Below are 19,392 nucleotides of genomic sequence, written 5' to 3' on the forward strand. Positions count from 1 at the left end.
ACACTACCGAGCAGTCGCACGCAGTAAGGGAAAGTGCGGGCTCCGTAGGGGATGGCGCCCCGGCGAGGGAGGCGTGGATGAGCCTGGTTGACCTCATGGGTCAGGCCGACGAACGCGGACTGGCCGCGAGCGGACTGGCTTGTTTGGATCGGTGTGTGCCGCTGCTGGGCGGTGACGACGAGATCCTGCGGCCGCTGTGGGGGAGTCTCGCGGACGGCTCCGGGGCCGCCGACTGGGGCGCCTCGCTGGAGCAGGCACGCGGGAAGCTCGCGGAGCCGGCCCGGTCCGAGGAGAACGAGGCCGCCCTCCTCGTCCACCGGATGCTCGCCGCAGCCCCGGCCGAGCCGACCGCCGCCGAGGTGCGGCTGTGGGCCGACGCCTGCTCGGTCGCCTCGCTCCAGATCCACCGGCTCCTCGACCCGGCCGAGGACGCCTCCCCGGTCGACTCGCGCCGTGAGGGCCGTACGCAGGACATGCCGCCGCTCGTCGCCGCCGAACTGCGCCGGCAGATCACCGTCCTGGAACTGCTCGCCGAACACGGCGTGGGCGGACTGCGCCCGGCGCTGGAGGTGTCCACGGAGGGGCGCCGGGTGCTGCGCGCGGTGGTGTCGCGGCGGGCGCGAGGGCGTAAACCCCGTTCCTGAGTGAATCCTGTGCCCGTCGTGCGAGGGGGCTGGGGCGGTCCTGCACCGGTTGCGGGAACCCCCCGGATCCGGGTGACGAAAAGGCCGCTGACCTCGCTCTTCTCAGTGTGACGAGCTATGTGACGACCTACGTGACGACTGGAACTGCACAGCAGGGGTCCAGGCCCCACGCCGCGACCAGGCCGGTGCGGTGGGCGGCGGACGCGGTGACCGCCATGCGCGAGGGCGCGCGGCTGCGGCTCGACTACTCGGCGCAGAGCCTGTGGCGGGTGGACCGGCTGATCGAGGAGCTGCGGCGGGAGGACACGCCGCACGCCGCCGCGCAGGGCGTGCTGCGCGGCTTCGGCGCGTACGCGGGCGAGGTGATCGTCCGTCAGACCGGCGCGGAGTGGTGGGCGACGGGCGGGGAGCACTGGGTGCGCACCCCGGACGGGCGGCTGTGGGATCCGATGGACGAGGCCCGCCGGTGCTTCGGGGGCCACGGCTCGCTGCGGCTGCTGTGCCTGGACGCGACGGAGGCGCGGGGCGCGGGCGGGTGAGCGGCGCTGGTGGGTGAGCGAGGCGGTCCTGGCGTGCCGGGCGGTCCTCGCGGGCCCGGTGGTCCGGGTGGTCCGGGCGGTCCTCGCGGGCTTGGTGGTTCCTGCGGACGCTCCAGGGTGGGGCCGCCGGGGGTCGATCGTCGGTGCCTGCTGGTACCCCTGCCGTATGGACAACGATCACGCCGATCCGGTGGAACTCGAGGCCTTGCGCGCCGCGTTCGACGTCGACGAGGGCGTCTCGGCCCTGGGCTGGGAGGCGGTCCACGTCTTCGAGGCCCGGCACGGCATCGTGCTGCCCGAGCCGTACCGCAGCTTCGTGGCCGAGGTGACCGACGGGTCTTGCAGCGGGCCGCCGGAGTTCGGACCGCTCGGACTCGAAGAGGTGCCGGACGGCGAGGGCGGTGACACCGCGGAGCGTGCGCTGAGCCGGCCGTTCCCGCTGGTGGAGGAGTGGTTGTGGGAGGACGACGGCCGCCCCGAGGACGAGATCGAGCTGCTCGTCGAACAGGTCGCGGACCACGGCACCGTCGTCCTGGGCACCGACGGCTGCGCCATGGACTGGCATCTGGTCGTCACCGGCCCCCACCGCGGCCATGTCCGGCACATCACCGACGTCGGAGCCGTCCCGTTCGGCGCGGAGTTCGGCCACACCACCGCCGCGCCGGGATTCGCGGGCTGGGTCGCGCACTGGGCGGCCGGGAAGGACTGGTTCGACGCGGAGGCCAACGCCTGACCCGCTGTGACACTTCTTCCGGGACAGACGCAGATGACCGTGGAGACCCGCGACGCGCCGGCTTCACACGCGACGCGGCATCGAACTCGGCATGAACGAGGACTGTCTTGGGCCAGGGAGGGGAACCCCGGCGGGCGCAGGCGTACGACGGGGAGCTGGGCGCGGCGGTCACGCTGGCCCAGCAGGGGGACGAGAGCGCGTTCGCGGTGGCGTACCGGATCGTGCAGCCGGGACTGCTCGGGTATCTGCGCGGGCTGGTCGGCGACGACGCCGAGGACGTGGCGGCCGACGCGTGGCTGGAGATAGCCCGCGACCTCGGACGGTTCAAGGGGGACGGGGCGGGCTTCCGCGCCTGGACCGCGACCATCGCCCGGCACCGAGCGCTGGACCAGCTGCGCCGCCGCCGGGTACGGCCCCGGGCGGCGGCGCTCGAACCGGACGTGCTGGACCTGCCCGGCCCGCACAGCACCCACGACCAGGCCCTGGAGTCCCTCTCCACGGCACGCGCCCTGGAACTGATCCGCGCCCTGCCGCCGGAGCAGGCCGAGGCCGTGCTGCTGAGGGTCGTCGTCGGTCTCGACGGCCCGACCGCCGCCCGGATCCTCGGCAAGCGTCCCGGCGCCGTGCGCACCGCCGCCCACCGCGGCCTGCGCCGCATCGCCCGGCAGTTGGGCGTGCACGGCCGGCAGGCCCCGGGAGTGACGGATGAAGGCCACCGGACGCTGGGGGAGTCGACATGAAGAGGTGCGGAGACGGCATGGACGGTGCGGGGACGGACCTGGACCCGGGCGAGGCGCGCGGCGACGGCAAGGCGCCCGGCCGCACCGCCCGGCTGACCGCGCTGCTCGCCGCGGCGCTGCGCGAGGGGGAGACCGACGCGGAGTCGGAGAAGCGCGCGGTGGCCGCCTTCCTGGCCGTACGCGACCTGGGGGCACCCGTGGCGCGTACCCGGCGGCGGGACGACTGGCGGATGTGGCCCCCGCGTTGAGCGACCGCTTTCCACGCCGGCCACCAGTGGGCCGTGGGCCCCGGGAATCCGCTGCCAAGGCAACGGCCGGGGCCGCCACCCCCCACAGGAGAGGCCCCGGCCGTCGCGCGGCACGGGCCGCGCGGCGGCCCGTATCTCCTACAGCGCCATGAGTGCGTTTTCTGTCACACCCTCAGAGTCACGAGTTAGTTGCATGTTCTACCGACGTGGACGAGCAGCGGTTTCACGCCGTAACGTGCCTTTCGCGCCGTACTACGGACAGCGGTGGACCGCCGCGACCACCACGGGGGCTGTGAGCGCATCCATCGATCGAGCAACCACGACGGCGAGGACCCGGTCCGCGAGAGCGGTGCCGGCTTAGGCGCAAAAGGGGCGCGGTGCTGGGGGACGACGCGGAGCTGACCGCCGCGGTGCTTGCGGCACAGGACGGGGACGAGACCGCGTTCCGGACTGTGTACCGCACGGTGCACCCTCGGCTGCTCGGTTACGTACGGACGCTGGTCGGAGACCTCGACGCGGAGGACGTCGCCTCCGAGGCCTGGCTCCAGATCGCCCGCGACCTGGACCGGTTCACCGGCGACGCGGACCGCTTCCGCGGCTGGGCCGCCCGTATCGCGCGCAACCGCGCCCTGGACCACATACGGATGCGCGGGCGCCGCCCCGCGATAGGCGGCGACGAGACCGAACTGACCGCGAAGGCCGGTGAGTCCGACACCGCGGGCGAAGCCATGGAGGCCCTGGCCACCGGTCGCACCCTCTCCCTCATCGCCCGGTTGCCGCAGGACCAGGCGGAGGCGGTGGTGCTGCGGGTCGTCGTGGGCCTGGACGCGAAGACCGCCGCCGAGACGCTCGGCAAACGGCCGGGTGCCGTCCGCACGGCCGCGCACCGCGGTCTGAAGCGGCTCGCCGAACTCCTCGGCGCCGATCCGGAATCACCCGGCGGGCTCGACGCCCTGCCGTCCCAGCGAGAGCCGCGCGGTCGCGCGGTGACGTCCGCCGGTGTGACGCATCCACGCGCGCGGACGCAGAAGGACATGTGATGGCCGACGAGCAGGACAGGTGGCTGGACCGCGAAACGGCGGAGCGCTTGCTGCGCGGGGAGCCGCTGGACACCCCCGTCGACGCCACGGCCCGTGACCGGGCCGAACGGCTCACCGAGACGCTGGGCGCGCTGTCCGCGGCGACACCCCCGCCGAGCAGCGCCGAACTCCCGGGCGAGGCCGCCGCGCTGGCCGCGTTCCGGGCGGCGCGCGCCGCCCGTGACGCCGAGCGGCCGGCCACGGCTCGCCGGACCCGGGCCCGCACCCCGTACGCCGCGGACGCCGGACTCGTCCGCCTCGGCCGCTCCACCCCGCCCGCCCGCCGCCCCCGCTGGGGCCGCCCGGTACGCCTGGGGCTGTCCGCCGCGCTGGCGGCCGGCATGGTCGGCGGGGTCGCCGTGGCGGTCGGAACCGGAGTCCTGCCCGCGCCGTTCGGCGGCCCCGAACCCGTGCCCGCCGCCTCCGCCCCGGCCGCCGCGAGCCCCGGCCGCCCACTGCTCCCGCCCACACCGGGCGAGGAGATGGGCGGCAGCACCGGCCTGGCGTCGCCCGGCGGCAGCACCGGCACCTCTCCCGGCCGGGATCCGGCGCGGGGCACGACACGGGGTACGGACAACGGCGCCACCGCCGAGGGCGGCGATCCCGACGCCCTCGCCGGTTCCGGCCCGCGCTCCGGCTCGTCGTGGAGCGGTGCCGCCGCGGCCTGCCGGGAGGTACGCGCCGGGCGGGAGCTGGGCACCGAGCGCAGACGCGCCCTCGAGGGCGTCGCGGGCGGCTCCACGCGCGTGTGGAAGTACTGCAAGGGCGTCCTCGCCACGGCGGCCTCGGGCACCGACCACGACACCCGGGCGAAGGGGGAGTCCGAGGACGACTCCCGGGGCGACTCCAAGGGCGATTCCAAGGGCGACTCCCCGGACGACTCCCGCGGGGAGACCGGCAAGGGCAGGGGCGGCCGCGGCGGCGACGACGGCCGCGGGCACGGCCGCGGCGGCCATCGGCACAGTGCCTCCGCCTCCGGCGCACGTCGCTGACCTGCGGTTTCTTAATTAGTTGAACTTTTTCCATGACAGGTGTGACGTTTTTGGCGGTCCCGGCGCAGAGATAAGTGAGCCGACTGGTCATCGGCCGTCGCACGGAGCCGGGGTTCCCCCCGTACCTACGGCACGTGCACCCGGCGCGGGCGGGACACGTTCCCCCGGTTCCGCCCGCGCCCCGAATCCCTCTCCCGCACTCCGCGGCCTCACCAGGACACGACGACCTTGTCGCCGTTCCTCACCTGCGCGAACAACGCGGCGACGGCCGCCTCGTCCCGTACGTTGACACAGCCGTGCGAGGCACCGGCGTACCCGCGGGCCGCGAAGTCGTACGAGTAGTGCACGGCCTGCCCGCCGCTGAAGAACATGGCGTACGGCATCGGGGAGTCGTAGAGCGTCGACACATGGTGGCGGGACTTCCAGTAGACGTTGAACACACCCTCCCGGGTGGGCGTGTACTGGGAGCCGAAGCGGACCGACATCGTCGACACGGTCCGCCCGTCGATCATCCAGCGCAGGGTGCGGCTCGACTTGCTGACGCACAGCACCCGGCCCGTCAGACAGCGCGGGTCCGGCGCGGCGGCCGGCTGCCCGCCCATCAGGTACAGCTCCCACCGCCCGGGTTCGTGCGTCATCGCCCGCAGCCGCTGCCAGGTGACGGCGTCCGTCTCACCCGTTCGTGGCAGCCCGCGCTTGCCCTGGAAGCCCTTGACCGCCTCCTCGGTGAGATCGTCGTACGTCCCCGTCGGCCCGTCGAAGAGCCAGGCGACCTGGCGCAGCCGGGCCTGGAGTTCGCGCACGTCCCGCCCGGTGTCCCCCGGGGCCCACAGCACCGCGGGGGCGACGGAGGGCGAGGCTCGGCCGGGTTCCGCCTTGTCGTCGGAGCCGGCGGGCGTGCGGGACGCGCCCGGTGTGCCCGGCGTCGTGCCGGTGACGCTGATGTGGACGGGGGAGCGGTGCCCGCCGTCCCCGTCCGTGGGCTGCGCGGTGCAGCCGCACACGGTCGCCAGCGCGGTCAGGGCCGCCACCGCGGCCACAGCCGCGAAGGGCCTCCCCCGGCCCGCAGGAGTCGGTCTTCCCATGCCCGTACTACGCATCACGGCCCCCCGTCGTCTCACCGGCAACCCTCGCCGTCCGTCCCGTCGTCCGCCTGGCCGTCCGTCCCGTCGGTCCTCTGGCCGACGTACACGGACAGTGCACGATGTCACCTGAGATGCTCCCCGCGGATGACGGCACGCGAACGGCGCGGCATCGTGGTTTCACGCAACCAGGAGGCGACACACCATGGCGCGCGAGTCGGAGTCCGGACTGCCCATCGAACCCGTGTACGGACCAGCGGCGTTGGAGGGCTGGGATCCAGCACGGCAACTCGGTGATCCGGGGGCGTACCCCTTCACCCGCGGGGTCTACCCGTCGATGTACACCGGCCGCCCGTGGACGATGCGCCAGTACGCGGGCTTCGGCACGGCGACCGAGTCCAACGCCCGCTACAAGCAGCTGATCGCGAACGGCACGATGGGCCTGTCCGTGGCGTTCGACCTGCCGACCCAGATGGGCCACGACTCCGACGCGCCGATCGCGCACGGCGAGGTCGGCAAGGTGGGCGTGGCCGTCGACTCGATCGACGACATGCGGGTGCTGTTCGACGGGATCCCGCTGGACGAGGTGTCGACGTCGATGACGATCAACGCGCCCGCGGCGCTGCTGCTGCTCCTGTACCAGCTGGTGGCGGAGGAACAGGGCGTGCCGGCCGACCGGCTGACGGGCACCGTCCAGAACGACGTCCTGAAGGAGTACATCGCCCGCGGGACGTACATCTTCCCGCCGAAGCCGTCCCTGCGGCTGATCGCGGACATCTTCAGGTACTGCCGGGCCGAGATCCCGCGGTGGAACACCATCTCGATCTCCGGCTACCACATGGCCGAGGCGGGTGCCTCGCCCGCACAGGAGATCGCCTTCACCCTCGCCGACGGCATCGAGTACGTCCGTACGGCCGTCGCGGCGGGCATGGACGTCGACGATCTCGCGCCCCGCCTGTCCTTCTTCTTCGTGGCCCGTACGACGATCCTGGAGGAGGTGGCGAAGTTCCGCGCCGCCCGCCGGATCTGGGCCCGGGTCATGCGGGAGGAGTTCGGTGCCCGCGATCCCAAGTCGCTGATGCTGCGCTTCCACACGCAGACGGCCGGGGTGCAGCTGACCGCCCAGCAGCCCGAGGTGAATCTGGTCCGGGTCGCGGTCCAGGGCCTGGCGGCGGTGCTGGGCGGCACGCAGTCCCTGCACACGAACTCCTTCGACGAGGCGATCGCGCTGCCCACCGACAAGAGCGCGCGGCTGGCGCTGCGCACGCAGCAGGTGCTCGCCCACGAGACGGACGTGACCGCGACGGTGGACCCGTTCGCGGGGTCCTACGCCGTCGAGCGGATGACGGACGACGTGGAGGCGGCGGCGCTGGAGCTGATGCGCAAGGTCGAGGACCTGGGCGGAGCGGTCGCGGCGATCGAGCACGGCTTCCAGAAGGGCGAGATCGAGCGCAACGCCTACCGGATCGCGCAGGAGACGGACGCGGGGGACCGCGTGGTCGTCGGCGTCAACCGCTTCCGGCTGGACGAGGAGGAGCCGTACGAGCCGCTCCGCGTCGACCCGGCGATCGAGGCCCGGCAGGCGGCCCGCCTGGCGACGCTGCGCGCGGAGCGGGACCATCGGGCGGTGGACTGCGCGCTGGCGGCCCTGAAGAAGGCCGCCGAGGGTGACGACAACGTCCTGTACCCGATGAAGGAGGCGCTGCGGGCGCGGGCGACGGTGGGCGAGGTGTGCGGTGCGCTGCGGGCGGTGTGGGGCACCTACGTGCCGTCGGACGCCTTCTGAGCCGGGGGACTCCTTCGTACGGGTGGCCGTACCGCAGCGCGGGCCGACGTCGGGCGAAGCCGCCGACCCGCCCTCCCGTGTGCCGCCGGGGCAGGGCGGGGCGGCCGACGGCAAGTACCCGGCGCCCGAGCGTCACCAGCGGGGCGAGAGCGTCCACGTCCCCGCCTCCGTGGGCGCCGCCCGCGACCTCCGCGCGGGCACCCTCCGCGACGGTGACTGAACCGTGAGACGCGCGGACGCGCTGTCGTAGCCCCGTGCGAGACTCGCTCTCATGCTTGGTGTCATCGATCTCCCCACCTATCTCGCGGGCCTTGTCCTGATCGTCCTGCTGCCGGGACCGAACTCGCTGTACGTGCTGTCCGTCGCCGCCCGCCGAGGTGTGCGTACCGGGTACACGGCCGCCGCGGGGGTGTGGTGCGGGGACACCGTGCTGATGACGCTGTCGGCGGCCGGGGTGGCGTCCCTGTTGCAGGCGAACGCCGTCCTGTTCGGGATCGTGAAGTACGCCGGCGCCGGATATCTGACCTGGCTGGCGGTCGGGATGCTGCGGGCCGCGTGGGCGATGTGGCGGGCCCGGCGGGAGCCGGCCGCGCAGAGCGCGCAGGCGGAGCCGGTGGCCGGGGAGCGGCCCTTCCGCCGGGCCCTGGTGGTCAGCCTCTTCAACCCGAAGGCGATCCTCTTCTTCGTCGCCTTCTTCGTGCAGTTCGTCGACCCCGGGTACGCCTACCCGGCCCTCTCGTTCGTGGTGCTCGGCGCCTTCGCCCAGCTCGCCAGCTTCCTCTACCTGACCGCGCTGATATTCGGCGGCACCCGGCTGGCGGCGGCCTTCCGCCGGCGCAGGCGTCTCTCGGCGGGCGCCACGTCCGCCGCCGGTGTCCTCTTCCTCGGCTTCGCGGTCAAGCTCACGCTCGCCGGCGCCTGAGCGGTTCACCGCAGGCCGGTGCGTTTCGTCCGCGGGGCCGTCGTGGCCGCCCACACCGGAGTCGGCGGCCACACCCCAGCCGGCCGCGTCACCAACCTCCCCGGACAGCAAACCTGTTGCCTGTTGCGGCACTAGTTCCGCAACAGGCAACGGCACTAGCCGACCGGCAGACCCGTGCGGGCCGCGTACCCCGGCAGGTCCCGCGGGCTGCTGCCCGCCCATCCCACATAGCCGTCGGGGCGGACGAGGAAGATCCCGGTGCGGTACCTTCCGTGCGGCGCGATCCGCGCGGTACGGACGCCGGCAAGCACGGGTGGCTGGGCGTCCGTACCGACCGTCAGCAGTGTCCAGTGCGGTCCCCGGAACACATCGAAGAGGCGTACGCCCGCCACGGTCGCGTCGGGCGCGCGGTCACCCGCGCGCAGGGCCTCGTCCGGCAGCTCCGTACGGGTCTCCACCGTGAGGGAGCGGTCGCGGTAGCCGAGGCCGAGCTGACGGGTCGCCCCGCCACGGCGCTCCTCGCCGCGGTGGACCCGGGTGGACAGGCCGAGCACCTCGGCGGCGACGGGCAGCCGTTCCTCCTCGTAGGTGTCGAGGAGGGACTCCGGGGCCTCGCCGCGCACCACCGCGCCGAGCTTCCAGCCCAGGTTGTAGGCGTCCTGGACAGTGGTGTTGAGGCCCTGGCCGCCGGCCGGTGAGTGGACGTGCGCCGCGTCCCCGGCGAGGAACACCCGCCCGGCGCGGAAGCGGTCCGCCAGCGCGGCCCGAGGCCGGAAGTCCGAGGCCCAGCGCACCTCGGTCAGGGCCTCGGCCGAGAGATGCGAGCGAGCGGCGACGGTCCTGCGGACGCCGTCGAGGGACAGATCGATGGGCGTGCCCTCCGGGAACTGCGCCACCACCTGGAAGTCCCGCGTCCCGGCCAGCGGGCAGATCGCCAGGAAGCCGCCGGTGTCCTCACGCGGCGGGAACACATGCCAGTTGTCGCGGTCCAGCCCGGTGATCCGCACGTCCGCGACGAGGATCGGGTCCGGGTCGACGGTCTCGCCGGTCATGGCGATCCCGAGGGCGCGTCGCACCGCCGAGCGGCCGCCGTCGGCGGCGACGACGTACCGCGCGCGGACCGGCGCGCCGGAGGCGAACTCCACGGTCGCCCCGTCCTCGTCCTGGGCGAGGGAGACCACCTCGCGGCCGAAGGCGACCCGCCCGCCGAGCTCCGTCAGCCGCGCGAACAGGATCTCCTGGGTGCGCCATTGCGGCACCATCCACGGCGCGTCGTACGGGGAGTCGTCGGTCGCCTCGGACGGGTCGAACATCCGGTGCTCGCCGACCCGCCGGCCGTCCTGCCAGATCATCCCGACCGGATAGTCGCCCCCTGCCGCCTGGATCGCGTCGAGGACGCCGAGGTCGTCGAAGACCTCCATGGTGCGCGGCTGGAGTCCCTTGCCGCGCGACCCCGGCGCGAGCCCCGCGCCCCGCTCCACGACGAGAGCCGCCACGCCCCGCCGGGCGAGGTCGATGCCCAGCGCGAGGCCGGTGGGGCCCGCGCCGACGATCAGAACGTCCGTGTCCACCGTCATGACCTCTCCTTAACGTTGTTAAGTTCCACTGTCGGGAGAGTGCCTTAACGCTGTTAAGGTGTCAAGCTGTGCAGCGTGAGTACGGAACGACGCGCCCCCCTCGACCGCGCACGGGTGGCGGACACCGCCCTGAAGCTCCTGAACGAGGTGGGCCTGGAGGGGCTGACGCTGCGGGCCATCGCCAAGGAGCTGGATGTCAAGGCGCCGGCCCTGTACTGGCACTTCAAGGACAAGCAGGCGCTGCTGGACGAGATGGCGACGGAGATGTACCGCCGGATGGTCGCGGGGGCGTTCCTCGACCCCGACGACACCTGGCGGGAGCGGATGCTCAAGTCCGCCCGAGGCCTGCGCGCCGCTCTGCTCGGCTATCGCGACGGAGCGAAGGTGTACAGCGGCTCGCGCTTCACCGGCATCGAGCACGCCGAGCAGATGGAGGACAGTCTGCGGCTGTTCACGGCGGCGGGCTTCACCCTCGCCCAGGCCGCCCGCGCCCTGTCCACCATGTACCTGTACACCATCGGGTTCGTCACCGAGGAACAAGGCGTCGAGCCTCGGCCGGGCGAGCGCCGCGAGGGCTACGACATGACGGAACGCGCCCGCCTGTTGGCCGACTTTCCCTTGTCGGCACAGGCGGGCGCGTTGATGTTCGAGGACTACGACCGGCACTTCGAGGAAGGGCTGGCCGTGCTCGTGACGGGCGTCGGGGCCCGGTTCGGGATCGGGTGAGTCCGGGGGTCAGTCGTGGGTGCCGAACCAATGGAAGTAGGAGTCGTCCGTCTGGCCGAAATCGGTGGCGTAGACCGCGTCCCGGACGACTTCGTCCGTCCGCAGGTACCCGTCGCCCTCCCCGCCGAGGATGTTGTTCAGGCACCGGGTGGCGGCGTCGTAGTACCACCACTGGCCGGCGGAACCGTTGCAGGTGCTCATCCAGACGGCGTTGGTGTTCGTCTTGTTGTCGGTCATCAGGCACAGACCGGTGTTCCGGTTCTTGAGCGCCTGGGAGCTGCCGGGGCCGTCACTGACCCAGTCCCACTGCTGGCGGGTGCTGCCGACACACGACGTGGCGAACGCGGTGCCGGTGTCCCCCGCGGTCAGGCACGTGCTGAAACGGCCGTTCGTGAATGTCCAGTAAGTGGGCGCCGCTTGGGCGGAGGCCGGGAACAGGAGTCCGGCGCCGGCGACGAGCGCCCCGATGGCGGCGAGTCGGAGTTTCTTCACGTCAACCTCTTTCGTGCGCGCTGCTGGTCGCCGCGGCATACGTCTTCCGAGGCGGCTCATGGACCACGAGCGGCCTGGTCGGCGCGCGGGGCTGCGGGAAGTGGACACGGCCACGGTGAGGCCCACGGCAGTGGCGGCGCAGGCGGCGAGCTTGGTGAGGCGGGAACGGAAACGCATGGGCTCACTCCTTCACGAGTGTCGTCGACCGCGCCTGTCCGCCGGCCGGCCTCGCTCCGCCGGCGACGGGCGCGGGGATCCTCGAAGGCCGTGACCGGCACGTCGAGGAGAGGCCGGAGCCGGTGATCGCGGGGATCGGGTCCCGCTACGGGAGCCGCTGAGGCGCGGCCGCCGGGCCGGGTTTCAGAAGACTTCCATCCCGTACCAGGACAGGGCCTCGTTGACCGGCTGGTAGAAGCTCTGGCAGGCATCGGAGTCGCTCCCGACCAGCAGGCCCAGCGCGGCGTCGCCGGCGAAGAGCGGTCCACCGCTGTCGCCATGGTCGCGGCAGATCTGTGCGACATCCATGCCGGTGGACGTCGGGCTGCCGTCGGACCAGTTGATGGTCTGATTCCTGAAGATCACCGTGCCGCACGCGTACTTGCTCTTGTAGCCGGAGGCGCAGGCGGTCTCGTGGACCCTGCTGTCGCGCGAGTAGGTGATGTCCTGGGCGTCCCCATTCGAGGCTTCGACGTTGCCGTAGTACGTCACGTCCGCGTTGTAGGCCCGGATCAGACCGAAGTCGTTCCCGTCGGCGAGGTTGTGGCCGGTGGTGTAACCGATGTACGTACCGTCCGACTTGGACCAGTCGGTTCCCGACGTGTCGGTGCAGTGTCCCGCGGTGAGGATCGCCTTGTAGTCCGGATCCGACTTCTTCCGTACGGTGAAACCGTACGAACACGAGACGACGCCGTTCTGGATGTAGTCGCCGCCGTTGATGCCGCCCGCGGTCCGCCGGGTCTCCCCGCTCGTACGTATGACGCGGACGGCCTTGCCGTAGGGCGCGACGAACTTCTTCAGCGCCGCGAGGTCTCGCTCGCCGACCGTGCTGTCCGCGCTGACCACCACCTGGTTGGCCGGGACGTCGACGCCCCACATCGTCCCCGGGGTTCTGAAGCCGGCGTCGAGGCGCTTCTTGACGGACTCCAGGCGAGCGGTGTCGTAAGTCACCCGCCGGGGTATGGCTCCGGCCTTCTCGACCGCTGCCGCCGCCTCGCTGTCGGTGACGGTGACGACGAATCTCTGCTTCCCGCGGTCCAGATAGACGCCGGCCGTGCGGGAGTCGCCCAGACGGTCGGCGATTCTCTGGGTCGCGTCACCGCTCGGCCCCGCCGCCACCCGGACGTCATGAGACGGCTGATCCGCCTGTGTCCGGGCGCTCACGCTCGGTGTGACGGTCATGAGGCCGGCGACGAGCGAGGTGAGCGCCAAAGCCTTGACGGTGGAAGGGAGAGTATTCCCGGTCATGCTTTCCGTACCCTTCGGTTGCTGTCGAATCGGGTGCCGCCGAAAAGGAGTTCCTTCGGGGCGAGTTCGGATGGCCGGTGCCGCTGCCGGTGCCGGGACCGGCAGGGCGCCGAGCGGGTGCGGGCAGGACGCGACGGTGCGCGGGCGCGACGAGCCGACCGGTGGCGGCGACGGTCGAAGCCGCGGGCGCCAAGGCCCCTGACCTTCGGGCTTCGCCGCCCGGGGCGGGCGTGGGCAGCCGGGCGCGCACGTCGAACGCGATACGGCGTGGTGGATGGTGCCGGTGAGGGTCATGCCGTCGAGGGCGACGGCCGCCGGCCCGGTTTCGTCAGCCGGGCCGCGATCCGTGACCGACTCGCTCGTATCAGTCGTGAGTGCCGGCCCACCGGTAATAGGTGGCCCCGATGCCGGCCTGGTCGGGGTCGGTGGCGTAGACGGCGTCCTTGACGTCGCTCGTCCTGAGCAGACAACCGGCGTTGTCGCCCAGCAGGTTGATGATGCTCTGGTTCTCGCCGTTGTAGTACCACCACTGGCCGGAGGAGCCGTCGCAGGTGCTCATCCAGACGGCGTTGGTGCCCGTCCTGTTGTCGGTCACCAGGCACAGGCCGGTGTTCCGGTTCTTGAGCTCCAGGTAGTCGCCGGGACCGTCGCCGACCCAGTCCCACTGCTGGCGGGTGCTGCCGACGCACGACGTGGCGAACGCGGTCCCGCTGTCTCCCGCGGTCAGACACGTGCCGAAGCGCGCGTTCTGGAACTGCCAGTAGGTGGGCGCCGCCTGCGCGGAAGCCGGGAACACGAGTCCGGCACCGACGGCGAGAGCGCCGAGCGCACCGGCCGCCGCAAGACGGAGTTTTCTCACTGCAACCTCTTTCACGAGAGCTGATGGTGGAGAACGGGAGGCCGGCGGCGCGTGCCGGACCGCCCCCGCGCCACCGACCTCACCCGCGCTTTCGGGGCCGCGTACGGAACACCGCCCACCGGCTGCCGCCGGGCGTACGCCGGCCCGCCGGTCAGTTGTGGTAGCCGTTCCAGTCGTAGTAGGCGGGCGTCGCCTGATTCAGGTCGGTGCAATACACCGCGTCCTTGACGTCGCTCGTCCTCAGGAACGGCGCTCCGTTCAGCTCGTTGAAGAGGGACCACGAGTCGATGTCGTAGTACCACCACTGGCCGGCGGCGCCGGTGGCACAGTCGCTCTGCCAGACGGCGTTGACACTCGACTTGTTGTCGGTCATCAGGCAGAGACCGGTTTCCTGGTTCTTGAGCTGGTGGTAGCTGCCGTGGCCGCTGCCGATCCAGTCCCAGTTCTGATACTCCGAGGTGGTGTGGCAGACGGTGGCGTATATCGAGGTGCTGTCACCGGCGGTCAGACAGGTGCCGAACCGTTCGTTCTGGAACGTCCAGTAGGTCGTCGCGGCCTGCGCGGACGTGGGGGCCAGGAGACCCGCGCCGGCGATCAGCGCGCTGACGGCGACGGTGGCGAGGCGGAGCTTCTTCACGACAACCTCTTCTGCGAGAGCTGCGGGTGGATGACGGGATGCCGGCGGCCCCGGGTCGGGGACCGGGCCCGCTGTCGTCCCGGCCATCAGCATGTCGAGCTGTGACGGATGAGGCCTTGGCGGTCAGAGCACACTCATGTGGCAATCCGTCGACTGAGGGCGCGGGACCGGTGGCGATAGTCGGTGGGCGGTATCCCGTACGCGGCCCGGAAGACGCGGGTGAAGTCCGTGGCGCGGGGAAAACCCCAGCGGGCGGCGATGACATGGACGGGCGTGCCGCCCTGAGCAGGGTCGGCGAGGTCGTAGCGGGCGCGCTCGAGGCGCTGGCGGCGGATCAGCGCGGCGACGGTCTCCTGCTCGCCCTGGAAGAGCCGGTGCAGGTAGCTGGGGGAGATGCCGTGCGCGGCGGCGATCGAGCGCGGGCTCAACTCCGGATCCGCCAGGTGCCGTTGGATGAAATAGGTGATGCGCGGGGCCAGGGCCCCCGGCTCGGGGCGTGACGGCGGCGCGGGGTCGGACCGCGCGGCACGGGCGAACAGCGCCGCGACCAGTCCGTTCAGAACCGTTCCCAGGCGCGGTCCGTCCGAGGGCATGAAGGTGTCGCTGTCGCGGGTGAGTTGGATGAGGAACGGGGCCAGGAGAGCCCCGGCACCGTCCCGGCTCGTCGCGCGGCGTCCCAGCGTCAGGTCCGCCTCGTCCCGGGGCAGGGGCAGCAGTGCCCGCGGGACGCTGATCCCGACCGCTCTGACCGGGCCGGTCCGGATCTCACGCGGCCGTGAGTCGTCGTCGCAGTAGAAGTCGCCCACCCGGAGGGCCGTTCGGCGTCCCTCGTGGACGACGACCGCTTCCCCCTCCAGGAGAAGTGTCACGTGGTAGCACCGGCAGGCGGATTCTTGCTCGGGCCGCGCGGTCAGGCGTAGAACGAGCCGGCGGCAGGTGGCCGACCACACCGAGGTGCCGCCGAGCTCCATACGTCGCAGCTCTCCCCGGCGATCGCCTCCGCCGCCTTCGCCGCCTTCGGCGTCTGTGCCGTCTGCGTATCCCCGCTGTCCGCCGGTACGGCGGTCGGGCATGGCTGTGAATCCCCCCATGAACTCTCCACTTGACGCGTATGTGAGGGAGCGCGACCGCCCCCGGAGAAGCCCCGGTGTGAACCCCGTGGGACGTGGTGCCGTGCGCCGGCCCGAGAGGTGCGTGGGCGTCCCGGGGAATTGGGAGGTCCCCCCTCTCGGCCTGGAGCGCCGAGAGGTCTCAGCCGCTGAGCGCGGAACCCACCGGTGACGGCATGCCGACCGGTGCGGCCGGGCGGCCGAGAGCCAGTTCCCGCACGTCGCTGGGCGGGATGCCGTAGGCGGCGCGGAAGGCGCGCGTGAAGGCGGAGTGGTCCTTGAAGCCCCACCGGGTCGCTATCCGGTGGACCGGTACGTCCCACAACCGTCGATCGGTGAGGTCGCGGTGGGCCCGTTCCAGACGCTGACGGCGGATGAGCGCGGTGACCGTGGTGTCCCGGGCGCGGAAGAGGCGGTGCAGATAGCTGACGGATATGTGGTGGGCGGCGGCCACGGCCCGTGGCGACAGGTGCGGTTCAGGCAGGTGGTCGCGGATGTAGGTGTCGATGCGCAGGAGCAGGGACCGTCGGCCGGAGTCGTCCCCCGCCTGTGGGCCGGCGTCCAGGTGGTGCGCGAGGGTGGCGGCCAGCAGGTCCAGGGCCACCGCGCTCAGTCGGGCGAGGTCGGCGGCCGGATGGGGGGCCGTGTCGGTGGTCACATCGCTGAGGAACTGGGTGAGCAGCGCGCCGATCCCGTCGCCCCCGGGCAGCCGCGTCGCGAGCAGCCGCTCGGCCCGCCTGGCCGGGAGCGGCAGGAGCGCGCGGGGGGCCCGGGCGCAGATCAGCGTCGCCGTCCCCGGGCCTGCCATCCGCACGCTGAAGGGCAGCGAACTGTCACAGAGCGCGAAGTCGCGCCCGCTCAGTACCGCGCCTCGGCCCGCCTGCCGCACCTCGAGGACGCCCTGGCGGGGAAAGATCACCGAGTACAGCTCTGGGTCGCAGCGGCGGATCGACCGCGTGGTGCGCCGTACGACGGACGGCGACGCGGTCAGCTCCACGACGTTCACCGGCCCGAGGTCCAGGGCCCGCGCCGTGGCCCGTAACCCTTCTGGGTCCGTGCATGTCACCCGCATCGGATGGCCGCTTCCGCGCAGGAAGTCGTCGAACCCGGCCAGTCGTTCCGCGGCCGGCAGAGCCCCGCTTCGAAACACCGTCTTGATCACGAATTCCCCCAGATCTCCGAATCTATCGAACACCTGATCGTCGAGCATACGTGCCTAAGTGCCGACGGGGCCGCCCCATGGAAATGGAGGTCGTGTCGCTACCTCGTGTTCACCTTCCGGTGGCCAAGAGGTTGATGTCCGGCATCGAACATCTCTTACGGTCGCAGAGGTCTGCCCCAGAGAGAGTCCAGGTGTTCGCGTGCCCCACCGCCCCCCAAAACTGTCCGTGATCGTGCCTTGTTTCAATATCGAGGCGTACGTCCCGGAAACTGTGGCCAGCCTTGTCAACAACGCCGATGACGAATTCGAGTTTCTGTTCGTCGAGGACCGGTCGACCAAGGACCAGACCTATGAGGCGCTGCTGGCACTGACGAAGCGGCTCAAGAACAGCAGGGTGATCCGGCACGAGAAGAACGGCGGCCTGGCCACCGCGCGCAACACCGGCATCGACGCGTCCGAAGGCCGTTACCTGACCTTCCTGGACGGCGACGACTGGCTGGCCCCGGGCTATCTGACCGCCCTCGTGGACCGGATCGAGCGTCACGACGTCGACTTCGTGCGCACCGACCACGTCCAGGTCTTCGGTATCGAACGGCAGATCCACCGGGCTCCCGAGGGGCGCCGGCACATCCCGCTCGACCCGCGCACCTCGATCCTCCCCGTCGACGACACCACCATGGTCGACTACCCGTACGCCTGGGCGGGTGTCTACCACCGCCGTCTGCTCGACCGGGGCATGCTGCGCTTCCACGACGGACTGCGCACCGCCGAGGACCGGCCCTGGATCTGGGACCTGCACCGCAGGGCCGAGTCCTACGCCGTCGCCAGCCTGCGCGGGGTCTTCTACCGCCGTGGCATCTCCAGTTCGCTGACCCAGATCGGCGACGTCCGCCAGCTGGACTTCTTCCGCTCCTTCGACCTCGTCCTCGCCGAACTCGCCGACGACCCCGAGGCGGCCAGGCTGCGCAAGAAGGCGCTGCGCAACTACTGCGTCGTCATCGCCCACCAGTTGCTGGACCGAGGCCGCTTCGAACGCAGCGTGCACGCCAAGCTGCGGCAGCTGGCCGGCGAGGCGCTCGGGCGGATGACGGAGGACGAACTCAACGAGGCACTCGTCGGTATGGGCGAGGAGCGCGTGCACACGCTGCGGCGCATACGCGGCGGTATGAAGGGAGTCGCGGCATGAGCGGCACGACACAGATCTTCTTCTCGGCCACGCAGTACGCCGCCGCGACCGTCACCGCCGCGATCCGTGCCGGTCTCTTCGGCCCGCGCACCGCCCACCGCCGCATCCTGGTCGTCAGCAACACCGCCGCCGTGCCCGAGGTCGGCACCCCGCTGGACCGGATGGCCGGGTTCGAGAAGCTGCGCCCCGAGTTCGACGAGGTGCGCTCGTGGAACGAGTTCATCTCCCCGCACCACCCGGCCGGCTGGTCGCCCCGCGCCCAGGACGCCCAGCTGTGGGAGAAGGCCGTACGCCTCGCCTGGGACCTCGGCGACGAGGACGTCGAGATCGCCTGCGAGTCCATCCAGGCCAACCCGTCCCGCGCGGTCGCCGACATCTTCGCCGACAGTCCGATCCACGTGTACGCGGACGGCCTGATGAGCTACGGGCCCACCCGCAACCGCATCCCGCACGGCATGAACAGCCGTATCGCCCGGGTGCTGCACCTCGACCTCATACCCGGGCTGCGCCCGATGCTGCTGTCCGAGTACGGCGTCGAGCCCGAGCCGATACCCAACGAGGCCATCGTCGACGTACTCGCCCAGATCGGTGAGGAAGGCGCCGGGATCCTCGCCGAGTGGCTGCCCGCGGGCGACCGCCCCACGGCCGTGCTGCTCGGCCAGTACCTCTCCGCGATCGACCTCATCACCCAGGACGAGGAAGAGCAGCTGCACATCCGCATGCTGCGCGCCGCCGCCCGGGCCGGCCACGACAACGTCCTGTTCAAGCCGCACCCCAGCGCGCCCGCCGTCTACAGCAGGTCGCTGGAGGCGGTGGCCGGCGAGCTCGGAGTGACGCTCTCCGTCCTCAACGCCCCCGTCCTCGCCGAGACCGTCTTCGCGAACCTGAAGCCGGACCTCGTCATCGGCTGCTTCTCCACCGCCCTGATGACCGCCGCCGCCTTCTACGGCATCCCCGTGGCGCGGGTCGGCACGGACCTCCTCCTCGAACGCATCACGCCGTACGAGAACAGCAACCGCGTCCCGCTGACCATCATCGACGCGGCCCTGCCCGACGCCGAGCGCGAGACCCTCGGCGCCCCGCTCGAACTGGCCGCGCTGAGCGAGCGCCTCGCACCCCTGGTGCGCACGGTGGGCTACTGCATGCAGTCCCGCAAGTACCCCACCCTGCACGACGAGGCGGCCGCCTGGCTCACCGCCCATCTCACCGAGCACACCCGCTACTTCAAGAAGCGCCGGCTGACCACGCTCCGCCTCCCCGGCGGCAGCCCGGTCCGCGCGCAGGCACTGCGCCGCAACCCGACGGTACGCAAGGTCGTACGCCGCATCCGGGCCGCCCAGTCCTGACCGGCGGCAGACGCCGGCCGGCACGAGCCGACCGACACGACAAAGGGCCGGGCCCCGTCCGTCACGGAC

At 71.9% G+C, this 19,392-nt stretch carries 21 protein-coding genes; 13 read left to right on the forward strand and 8 right to left on the reverse strand.

Features of this window, described 5'->3' with window-relative positions:
• The first annotated feature begins 77 nt into the window (after positions 1 to 77).
• From ACFV0T_RS10575 to ACFV0T_RS10605, 7 genes are all read left to right on the forward strand, one after another.
• Entirely contained in the window at positions 78 to 644 is a 567-nt protein-coding gene (locus ACFV0T_RS10575; protein WP_385776625.1) for a hypothetical protein, read from the forward strand.
• A gap of 131 nt (positions 645 to 775) precedes the next feature.
• Positions 776 to 1,183: a hypothetical protein gene (locus tag ACFV0T_RS10580; protein WP_385776627.1), complete on the forward strand. Its 408-nt coding sequence runs from the start codon at positions 776 to 778 to the stop codon at positions 1,181 to 1,183.
• A gap of 166 nt (positions 1,184 to 1,349) precedes the next feature.
• The gene (locus ACFV0T_RS10585; protein WP_385776628.1) at positions 1,350 to 1,916 is read left to right on the forward strand and encodes an SMI1/KNR4 family protein; all 567 of its coding nucleotides are present in this window, start codon (positions 1,350 to 1,352) and stop codon (positions 1,914 to 1,916) included.
• A gap of 107 nt (positions 1,917 to 2,023) precedes the next feature.
• Positions 2,024 to 2,656, forward strand: coding sequence for an RNA polymerase sigma factor (locus tag ACFV0T_RS10590; protein ID WP_385776630.1), 633 nt, complete (start codon positions 2,024 to 2,026; stop codon positions 2,654 to 2,656).
• The gene (locus tag ACFV0T_RS10595; protein WP_385776632.1) at positions 2,653 to 2,904 is read left to right on the forward strand and encodes a hypothetical protein; all 252 of its coding nucleotides are present in this window, start codon (positions 2,653 to 2,655) and stop codon (positions 2,902 to 2,904) included. Before ACFV0T_RS10590 ends, ACFV0T_RS10595 begins: the two co-directional genes overlap by 4 nt.
• A 377-nt stretch (positions 2,905 to 3,281) precedes the next feature.
• The gene (locus ACFV0T_RS10600) at positions 3,282 to 3,944 is read left to right on the forward strand and encodes an RNA polymerase sigma factor (protein WP_385776633.1); all 663 of its coding nucleotides are present in this window, start codon (positions 3,282 to 3,284) and stop codon (positions 3,942 to 3,944) included.
• Positions 3,944 to 4,975: a hypothetical protein gene (locus tag ACFV0T_RS10605; protein WP_385776635.1), complete on the forward strand. Its 1,032-nt coding sequence runs from the start codon at positions 3,944 to 3,946 to the stop codon at positions 4,973 to 4,975. The genes ACFV0T_RS10600 and ACFV0T_RS10605 overlap by 1 nt, the downstream gene beginning before the upstream one ends.
• Positions 4,976 to 5,184: 209 nt before the next feature.
• On the opposite strand, the gene ACFV0T_RS10610 is transcribed toward ACFV0T_RS10605, so the two are convergent.
• Entirely contained in the window at positions 5,185 to 6,075 is an 891-nt protein-coding gene (locus ACFV0T_RS10610; protein ID WP_385776637.1) for a L,D-transpeptidase family protein, read from the reverse strand.
• Positions 6,076 to 6,262: 187 nt separating this feature from the next.
• Between ACFV0T_RS10610 and ACFV0T_RS10615 the strand changes: the two genes are divergently transcribed.
• From ACFV0T_RS10615 to leuE, 3 genes are read left to right on the forward strand one after another with little or no spacing between them, the layout of a single operon-like run.
• Positions 6,263 to 7,843 (forward strand): methylmalonyl-CoA mutase, encoded by a 1,581-nt coding sequence (locus ACFV0T_RS10615; protein ID WP_385776639.1) that lies wholly within the window; start codon positions 6,263 to 6,265, stop codon positions 7,841 to 7,843.
• Positions 7,844 to 7,865: 22 nt separating this feature from the next.
• The gene (locus tag ACFV0T_RS10620) at positions 7,866 to 8,063 is read left to right on the forward strand and encodes a hypothetical protein (protein ID WP_385776641.1); all 198 of its coding nucleotides are present in this window, start codon (positions 7,866 to 7,868) and stop codon (positions 8,061 to 8,063) included.
• Between the two features lie 51 nt (positions 8,064 to 8,114).
• Positions 8,115 to 8,765 (forward strand): leucine efflux protein LeuE, encoded by a 651-nt coding sequence (leuE, locus tag ACFV0T_RS10625; protein WP_385776644.1) that lies wholly within the window; start codon positions 8,115 to 8,117, stop codon positions 8,763 to 8,765.
• Positions 8,766 to 8,920: 155 nt separating this feature from the next.
• Here leuE and ACFV0T_RS10630 read toward each other — a convergent pair whose 3' ends face one another.
• Positions 8,921 to 10,342 (reverse strand): FAD-dependent oxidoreductase, encoded by a 1,422-nt coding sequence (locus ACFV0T_RS10630; RefSeq protein WP_385776646.1) that lies wholly within the window; start codon positions 10,340 to 10,342, stop codon positions 8,921 to 8,923.
• A gap of 75 nt (positions 10,343 to 10,417) precedes the next feature.
• Between ACFV0T_RS10630 and ACFV0T_RS10635 the strand changes: the two genes are divergently transcribed.
• Positions 10,418 to 11,068: a TetR/AcrR family transcriptional regulator C-terminal domain-containing protein gene (locus tag ACFV0T_RS10635; RefSeq protein WP_385776648.1), complete on the forward strand. Its 651-nt coding sequence runs from the start codon at positions 10,418 to 10,420 to the stop codon at positions 11,066 to 11,068.
• Positions 11,069 to 11,077: 9 nt separating this feature from the next.
• Here the strand turns inward: ACFV0T_RS10635 and ACFV0T_RS10640 are convergent, their stop codons facing one another.
• From ACFV0T_RS10640 to ACFV0T_RS10665, 6 genes are all read right to left on the reverse strand, one after another.
• Complete coding sequence (locus ACFV0T_RS10640) at positions 11,078 to 11,560, reverse strand: RICIN domain-containing protein (protein WP_385776650.1); 483 nt, start codon at positions 11,558 to 11,560, stop codon at positions 11,078 to 11,080.
• A 360-nt stretch (positions 11,561 to 11,920) separates the two neighbouring features.
• Complete coding sequence (locus ACFV0T_RS10645; RefSeq protein ID WP_385776652.1) at positions 11,921 to 13,024, reverse strand: S1 family peptidase; 1,104 nt, start codon at positions 13,022 to 13,024, stop codon at positions 11,921 to 11,923.
• A gap of 364 nt (positions 13,025 to 13,388) precedes the next feature.
• Entirely contained in the window at positions 13,389 to 13,883 is a 495-nt protein-coding gene (locus ACFV0T_RS10650) for an RICIN domain-containing protein (RefSeq protein WP_385776654.1), read from the reverse strand.
• 151 nt (positions 13,884 to 14,034) lie between these two features.
• A complete protein-coding gene (locus ACFV0T_RS10655; RefSeq protein ID WP_385776656.1) occupies positions 14,035 to 14,520 on the reverse strand; it encodes an RICIN domain-containing protein in 486 nt (161 codons plus the stop codon).
• Between the two features lie 134 nt (positions 14,521 to 14,654).
• Positions 14,655 to 15,611 carry a helix-turn-helix domain-containing protein gene (locus tag ACFV0T_RS10660; protein ID WP_385776658.1) on the reverse strand — a complete coding sequence of 319 codons (957 nt, stop codon included), beginning with the start codon at positions 15,609 to 15,611 and terminating at the stop codon, positions 14,655 to 14,657.
• Positions 15,612 to 15,771: 160 nt separating this feature from the next.
• Positions 15,772 to 16,839 carry a helix-turn-helix domain-containing protein gene (locus ACFV0T_RS10665; protein WP_385776660.1) on the reverse strand — a complete coding sequence of 356 codons (1,068 nt, stop codon included), beginning with the start codon at positions 16,837 to 16,839 and terminating at the stop codon, positions 15,772 to 15,774.
• Between the two features lie 151 nt (positions 16,840 to 16,990).
• On the opposite strand from ACFV0T_RS10665, the gene ACFV0T_RS10670 reads away from it, so the two are divergent.
• Positions 16,991 to 17,977, forward strand: coding sequence for a glycosyltransferase family 2 protein (locus ACFV0T_RS10670; RefSeq protein WP_385776662.1), 987 nt, complete (start codon positions 16,991 to 16,993; stop codon positions 17,975 to 17,977).
• Positions 17,974 to 19,323, forward strand: coding sequence for a polysialyltransferase family glycosyltransferase (locus ACFV0T_RS10675; protein ID WP_385776664.1), 1,350 nt, complete (start codon positions 17,974 to 17,976; stop codon positions 19,321 to 19,323). Before ACFV0T_RS10670 ends, ACFV0T_RS10675 begins: the two co-directional genes overlap by 4 nt.
• Positions 19,324 to 19,392: the final 69 nt, after the last annotated feature.

The organism is Streptomyces sp. NPDC059582, from assembly GCF_042735715.1.
Classification (GTDB): Bacteria; Actinomycetota; Actinomycetes; order Streptomycetales; family Streptomycetaceae; genus Streptomyces.